Genomic DNA, 6677 nt, shown 5'->3' with positions numbered 1-6677 from the left:
AAATAGAGCGTAGCCTCAAGGGGACCTACGATGTAAGGGGACTGCTCATAAAGAAGGGCGCCACCATGGAGGAAGTCCGGCGCACCATTGAGGCTATAAGGGACGAAAACGCCCAGTGGACGATAGCAGTCGGCGGTGGAAGCATAATAGACGTCGCCAAGTTAGCTTCCTTCAAAACGGGCGTCCCCTTTATAAGCTTCCCCACTACTGCTTCCCACGACGGTATAGCGAGCGCAAATGCCTCGATAAGGGACTTGGGTGCCAAGACCTCAGTCAGGGCCGTTCCTCCGATAGCGGTCATAGCGGACGTCAAGGTGATAAAGACGGCCCCCTACCGCTACCTCGCCGCCGGGGTTGGGGACACGATAAGCAATCTCACAGCGGTAAAGGACTGGCAGCTCGCCCACAGGATAAAAGGGGAATACTACAGCGAGTACGCGGCCTCGCTTTCCCTCATGAGCGCCAAGATGGTCATAAAAAACGCCGACATAATACGGCTCGGCAACGAGGAGTCGGTGAGGAAGGTTGTGAAGGGCCTCATATCCAGTGGCGTTGCCATGAGCATAGCAGGCTCCTCAAGGCCAGCAAGCGGTGCCGAACATCTCTTCAGCCACGCCCTCGACATGCTCCTTGAGAAGCCAGCTCTACACGGCGAACAGGTTGGCGTTGGGACGATAATAACCGCTTACCTCCACGGCCTGAAGTGGGAGAGGATTAGGGAAACTTTAAAGAGGGTGGGCGCCCCAACAACCGCATACGAGCTTGGAATCGAGCCCGAGGTTGTAGTCGAGGCCCTCACCATAGCCCACACGATAAGGCCCGAGCGCTATACAATCCTCGGGACGGATGGCCTGACCCGGGAGGCAGCCGAGAAGGCCGCTAAAATAACCGGAGTCATCTGATCATCGTTTCATCAGGAGGTGGTTGAAATGGCCATAATCACGTTAGTTGGTGAAAAGCTTGCCAAGCCGGGCCTTGAGTTTATCTTCTACGGCCCTGCTGAGCCCTGCAAGACCTGCAAACTCGCCGGAGTCTGTGTTGGAAACCTTGAACCGGGAAGGAGGTACAAGGTACTCCGCGTAAGGAGCATGCCCTCTCACTCCTGCCCCCTCCATGAGGGGAAGGTCCGCGTCGTCGAGGTCGTTGAGCCGAGCATAGAGGTGGCCGTTGAGCCGAGATTGGCGATAGTTGGCTCGATAATCCAGCTGAAGTTCGAGGAGTGCAGTGACCCGAAAAAAAGGGATGTCTTCCGCCCCGAGGGTCTCTTTGAGGGCGACTCCGTCAAGATTATAGAAGTAACCGGTGAAGTCGAGTGCGACGGCAAGACCTACAAGGTCGTCAAGGTGATGAGGAAGAAGGCCCCGCAAAAGCCGTGAACTCTTTTTCACCAACCTTCACTTTATACGCCCTCATCTTTCCCTCCAGGAAGGCTTTTATGGCTTCCAGCGTCTTTTCGCACCTTCTGAGGGCTTCCTGCGCTTCTTCAACCTCCACCGCTTTAAATCTGACCTTCGTCCCGGGCCTGCCTTGGGCCAGGATGTGTAAATCGGCACTTACAACCGTTGCTATCTTTGCGTAGCCACCTGTGGTTTGGGCATCCCGCATCATCACTATCGGCTTTCCGTTAGCGGGAACCTGAACGGTCCCAGGGAGCAGGGGCTCAGTCACGATGTCCGCTCCAAGAGGAGAGTGCCCTATAGCCGGCCCATCAAGGCGGTAGCCCATCCTGTCGGATTCAGGAGTTATAGTGTACTCCGAGCTCAGAAATGTCTCAGCGCCTTTTTTGGTGAAGTGCTCAGGGTTCGGCCCCAAAACGACCCTCACCTCTATGCTTCCCTGTGAGTAGTTCGGTCTGAGCTCCATTGGGATGGAACGCCCCTCCCTGCCTGTCAGTATCGCGTAGCCGAGGGTCAGCCTATCGCCGGCCTTCAAAGGCATTCCAAGGCCTGCTTTTGGATAGGTGGAGCAGCTCCCCAAAAGCCTCTTGCACTTTAGTCCACCGGCAAAGGCTATGTAGCCGTAGAGCCCGCTTTTCAGCGTTCCGACCTCAAGGATATCCCCTCTCATGGCCCAGTGGCTCGTCCAGGGTTCAATGGAAAGCCCGTTGAGCTTGACATCAGTATCCCCTGCAACGGCAAATACGGTAGAGGAGTTGAACCTGAGCGTTGGCCCGGTCAGGAGAAATTCTAAAAGCGGTGCACTACCGGGGTTCCCCACAAGGTAGTTTGCTATCCTGGCGGAGTAATCGTCCATGAAGCCAGAAAGGGGGACACCTAACTTTCTGTAGCCCCTCCTCCCTGAGTCCTGAACTGTCAGAAAGGAGGGAACGCGGAGGAGCTCAATCAAAGTTCCCACCCCATTCTTTCTCGTACAGCTCCCTGAACTCCTCCTCATCTATTGGCAAGAACTTCACCTTATCCCCCGGCTGGAGGAGTGTTGGCGGCTCTTTCGACGGGTCGAAAAGTCTCAAAGGTGTTCTCCCTATCAACCTCCAGCCACCGGGGCTTTCGAGCGGGTAAATCCCCGTCTGCCTCCCGGCTATCCCGACCGAGCCAGCTGAAACCTGGAGACGGGGCCTCTCCAGGCGGGGAGTCGCTATTCTCTCGTCCATCCCGCCGAGGTAAGCAAATCCGGGAAGGAAGCCGAGGAAGTAAACTCTGTAAACCGGTCTGGAGTGAATTTTGATGACGTCATCGACGCTCAAACCGTTGTGCGCTGCCACGAACTCAATGTCCGGCCCGTATTCTCCCCCGTAAACGACGGGAACCTCCACGAGCCTTCCCCCAAAGACCTCTCCCTTGGCCTTCAACAAAGGCTTTATAGAGGCCTCGACCTCCGTGTAGGAAACCTTCAGCGCGTCGTAGACGACGAGGATGGAGGAATATGCCGGAACAGTCTCGATCAGCCACTCAAAGTCTGCCTTTTCTATTGCCCGCGCTATTGCATGAACCCTGTCGTTAGTTTCCTCGTCTATGACCTCGCCAAAGGATACGAGGAGGGCAGAATCGCCGGCGGGCCTTATCTCGGGTTTCATGGGTTTCACCGCACTATCTCCCTCATCGGCACTACCTTCACACCCTCCTCTTCAAGCGCTTTCCTCACCATTGAGGTTATCTCCACTGCCTTGGGGTTGTCGCCGTGGACGCAGATGGTATCAACCTTTAGCTCCACCCATTCGCCGTTTATCGCCCTAATCCCACCGTCCTTGACCATCGAAACCACGCGCTCGACTATCTCCTTGGCCTCGTGTATCACCGCCCCGGGTTTCGAGCGTGAAACCAGAGTTCCGTCTGGGTTATAGGCGCGGTCGGCGAAGACCTCGTGGGCAACCTTAACACCCATCTCCTCGGCTATTTCAGTCGGCCTTGAGCCGGAGAGTGCCACAAAGATAAGCTTTTTGTCGAAGTCCACCATCCCATCGATGACGGCCCTCGCGAGCTCTTCCTCCTTCACAAGAGCATTGTACAGTGCCCCATGGGGCTTAACGTGCTGGAGTTCGAGGCCTTCGGCCTTAGAAAAAGCGTAAAGTGCCCCTATCTGGTAGAGGATATAGTTCCTCGCCTCATCTCTGCTGAGCTTCATGTACCTCCTCCCGAAGCCGAGCAAATCTGGGTAGCCCGGATGCGCGCCAACTGCAACGCCGTTCTCCTTAGCGAGCCTTACGGTCTTCCTCATGACAATTGGATCTCCGGCGTGCCAGCCGGTCGCAACGTTGGCTGAGCTTATGTACTTCATAACCTCCTCGTCAAGGCCCAGCTTGTAGCGACCAAAGCTCTCGCCGAGGTCGGAGTTTAGGTCGACCTTCATAACAAGCACCATTTGTTAGTTGCCACTTTACATTTTTAATATTTTCTACGTAGAAACCAACTCATAGATTCTAGGGCAATTATGTGCTAATTTAATATTTAAACTTTAAATTAAATACTAAAATCGTATTAATCACAGCCATATAGTATTAAACCGAAAACTATTTATGCACTTTAGGCTATCTTTACAAATGAAAACTCCAAGGGGGCATGGAAGTGCCTGCGTCTGTAGTCTTCCTCTGGGTTGGGGTGCCTGTGATTTATGTCTTGTTGGCAGTGGCATACTTCTATTTAAGCAAGGAAGAGGAGGGGGCTGAATGGACGTCGTAATAGTATCCTTCGTCATATATCTAGTAGCAATGATAGCAATCGGCATATTGACCTATAGAATCGGAAGCGAGTCCATTGAGGGCTATTTCCTTGGCAAGAGGCGCTTTGGCCCCTTTACTATTGCCCTCACTCATCAAGCAACTGCCATGAGCGGTTATATGTTCCAAGGAATGCCCGGAAAAGGATATAGCCTCGGTCTTGGAAGCGTATGGGTTCCAATGACGAGTGCTGGTGGTCCATTGATAAATTTCACAGTCCTGGGCAAAAGGCTCAGACGCTTTACAGAAAGGGTTGGAGCAATAACAATACCTGACTTTTTGGAATCTCGTTACTATGATAAAGGTCATATTGTTAGGATTGTTTCGGTAATAATTATCTTTATCTTTTTAACTGCGTATACAGCAGCCCAAACCGTGGCTATGGGGCGCACTCTGGAGTTCTTAACTGGCATAGATTACAAATGGGGTGCAATAATCGGTGCATTAACAGTCCTCGTATACGTCTTACTAGGCGGTTTCGCTGCTGCTGTGTATACAGACGTTGTTCAGGCAATTCTAATGTTCATTGGGGCTGTTGTCGTTCCTGCACTGGCGATAGCCAAAATAGGTGGATTTACCCCAATGTATGACAAACTTTACTCTATTGACCCTAAACTTACAAGTGTTTGGGTTGCCCCCATAACCCTCTTGGGTTTTCTGTCAATAGGTTATCTTGGGTATCTCGGACAGCCACAACTCCATGTCCGGTTCATGGCAATCAAGAATTCTAGGATGCTAAAATATTCGCTAGTTGCAGCTGTCGTTTGGGCGGTGATAGCGCTTTATGGAGTTACCCTCGGTGGTGTAGCCGCTAGGGTTCTTCTCCCCGGAGTAAAACCTGAGCTCTCTCTCATGGCACTTACAAAAGAGATGCTACCTCCTGTCTTTGCTGGGATTCTCATAGCTGCCATGGCAGCTGCAATAATGTCAAGTGCAAATTCCTATCTGCTTGTCGTTGCATCTGCCCTTGCTAGAGATATATATCATAAAATTATAGACCCAAACGCTGATCAGGAGAAGCTGGTGTGGATAAGCAGAATCTCAGTATTGGTTGTCAGTCTTCTCTCCATATACCTTGCTCTCGGGGCAACTGAGACAGTCTTTAAACTCGTGCTCTATGCTTGGGCTGGACTTGCGTGTTCATTTGGCCCTGTGGTCATCTTCGGCCTATACTGGAAAAGGGCAACCAAAGAGGGTGCAATAGCTGGAATGATAGTTGGGGCAATAACTGTGATACTCTGGAAGCAACTGGGACTCAGCTGGCACCCATGGTATGAGATGATTCCTGGCTTCGTCTTCGCCAGCATTGCAATCCTTATCGTAAGCCTTCTCACAAAGGCACCGCCAAAGGAAGTTCAAGAAATAATCGACTACGCGGCTGGAAAGAAAATCGTTGTCAAAGGAGGCTCCGCGACCCCAGAACTTAAGATGCTAGCCGGTATCGTCGATGACCTCTTTTGATTCTTCATCTATTTTATACACCTCTATTTCATCCCCGGTTACACTATCCAATAGATAGTAGTGCTCCTCTTCTTTTCTTGCCCACAGAAGTTTGTAGGCAAAAACCTTACTCACGAGCGAGTAAGAGAACCTCAGATAAGCAAACTTTCTGAACAAAAATGTTTCAACCTTATCCTTGGCGATTGCATCACTTTTTGCATCGCCTATCTGTGGTTTAAGAACTCCCTGCTCAGCTTCAACTCTCTCAATATCGGGAAATGCATCTGCTAAATATGCACGCCCACTAATGCCATCCACAAGAATGATTGCCCCCCCTTTGATGTCTCCAAAAAGTCTCCTTTTGACGGTATATTCAAAGATATACACCCACATAGGATAGTATATTTCCTTGAAACTCTCTTCATCCCTAGGGGTATATAGGGGTTTTATCCTCAGAATCAAAGTATCACCCCCAAAGTTTTTGAAATGTCTCCCTTAATAAACTAAGTGATGTTGATTATCGATACTGCTATCTTCATCCAGGGCGTTGACGTGGAAGGTGTTACCACCCCAAAGGTCGTCGAGGAGGTCAAAGACCCCGAATCGAAGCTTTTCCTTGAGGGCCTGATCAGCGCGGGGAAGGTTAGGGTTCTGGTTCCCTCGAAGGAGAGCGTTGAGGCCGTTAAGGAAGCGTCGAAAAAAACCGGCGAGCTAAACGAGCTGAGCGAGGCCGACCTTGAGGTTCTCGCGCTGGCCTACGAGCTCAGAGGAGTCCTCTTCACCGACGACTACAACCTTCAGAACGTGGCTAAAACGCTCGGCATAGAGTTCAGAACCCTTAAGAGGGGCATAAAAAGGGTAATCCGCTGGAACTACGTCTGCATCGGCTGTGGGAAGCGCTTTGGGGGGATGCCCCCCGGTGGAGTCTGTCCGGACTGTGGAAGCCCCGTAAGGCTTATCCCGAGGAGGAAGCGTCAGAGGCGCAGGTAGGGGATTATCTCGTCGTAGGTCCCGCTCCAGTCAACGATTCCGACCCTTCTCTTAACTCCTCTCCCGAGGAGGC

General features: G+C 51.7%; 8 protein-coding genes and 1 pseudogene. 4 read left to right on the top strand and 5 right to left on the bottom strand.

The window, feature by feature from the left end:
• Both MVD07_RS05700 and MVD07_RS05695 read left to right on the top strand, forming a co-directional pair.
• Positions 1 to 902, top strand: a 902-nt coding sequence (locus MVD07_RS05700) for an NAD(P)-dependent glycerol-1-phosphate dehydrogenase (protein WP_297499562.1), incomplete at its 5' end; no start/stop codon positions are given.
• Positions 903 to 929: 27 nt separating this feature from the next.
• Complete coding sequence (locus tag MVD07_RS05695) at positions 930 to 1376, top strand: UPF0179 family protein (RefSeq protein ID WP_297499560.1); 447 nt, start codon at positions 930 to 932, stop codon at positions 1374 to 1376.
• Here MVD07_RS05695 and MVD07_RS05690 read toward each other — a convergent pair.
• Genes MVD07_RS05690 through MVD07_RS05680 form a run of 3 tightly spaced genes read right to left on the bottom strand, consistent with a single transcriptional unit; the run spans position 1339 to position 3807 of the window.
• Positions 1339 to 2346, bottom strand: a complete 1008-nt coding sequence (locus MVD07_RS05690; RefSeq protein WP_297499558.1) for a biotin-dependent carboxyltransferase family protein — start codon at positions 2344 to 2346, stop codon at positions 1339 to 1341. The two genes, MVD07_RS05695 and MVD07_RS05690, sit on opposite strands and share 38 nt — an antisense overlap.
• Positions 2339 to 3034, bottom strand: a complete 696-nt coding sequence (gene pxpB / locus MVD07_RS05685; protein ID WP_297499556.1) for a 5-oxoprolinase subunit PxpB — start codon at positions 3032 to 3034, stop codon at positions 2339 to 2341. Before pxpB ends, MVD07_RS05690 begins: the two co-directional genes overlap by 8 nt.
• Before the next feature lie 5 nt (positions 3035 to 3039).
• Positions 3040 to 3807: a 5-oxoprolinase subunit PxpA gene (locus tag MVD07_RS05680; RefSeq protein WP_297499566.1), complete on the bottom strand. Its 768-nt coding sequence runs from the start codon at positions 3805 to 3807 to the stop codon at positions 3040 to 3042.
• A gap of 316 nt (positions 3808 to 4123) precedes the next feature.
• Here MVD07_RS05680 and MVD07_RS05675 point away from each other — a divergent pair, with 316 nt between their 5' ends.
• Complete coding sequence (locus tag MVD07_RS05675; protein ID WP_297499554.1) at positions 4124 to 5635, top strand: sodium/proline symporter; 1512 nt, start codon at positions 4124 to 4126, stop codon at positions 5633 to 5635.
• On the opposite strand, the gene MVD07_RS05670 is transcribed toward MVD07_RS05675, so the two are convergent.
• Positions 5606 to 6076 carry a hypothetical protein gene (locus MVD07_RS05670; RefSeq protein WP_297499552.1) on the bottom strand — a complete coding sequence of 157 codons (471 nt, stop codon included), beginning with the start codon at positions 6074 to 6076 and terminating at the stop codon, positions 5606 to 5608. The genes MVD07_RS05675 and MVD07_RS05670 overlap by 30 nt on opposite strands.
• 48 nt (positions 6077 to 6124) lie before the next feature.
• Between MVD07_RS05670 and MVD07_RS05665 the strand changes: the two genes are divergently transcribed.
• Positions 6125 to 6604 carry a type II toxin-antitoxin system VapC family toxin gene (locus MVD07_RS05665; RefSeq protein WP_297499564.1) on the top strand — a complete coding sequence of 160 codons (480 nt, stop codon included), beginning with the start codon at positions 6125 to 6127 and terminating at the stop codon, positions 6602 to 6604.
• On the opposite strand, the pseudogene MVD07_RS05660 reads toward MVD07_RS05665, so the two are convergent.
• Positions 6589 to 6677, bottom strand: a pseudogene (locus MVD07_RS05660) (kinase); the annotation flags it as partial. The gene MVD07_RS05665 and the pseudogene MVD07_RS05660 sit on opposite strands and share 16 nt — an antisense overlap.

Origin of the sequence: Thermococcus sp. (assembly GCF_027008145.1) — an archaeon.
In the GTDB taxonomy this organism is placed as follows: Archaea; Methanobacteriota_B; Thermococci; order Thermococcales; family Thermococcaceae; genus Thermococcus.
Note: the sequence above shows the minus strand (reverse complement) of the source record. Positions and strands in the feature narration are given on the sequence as shown.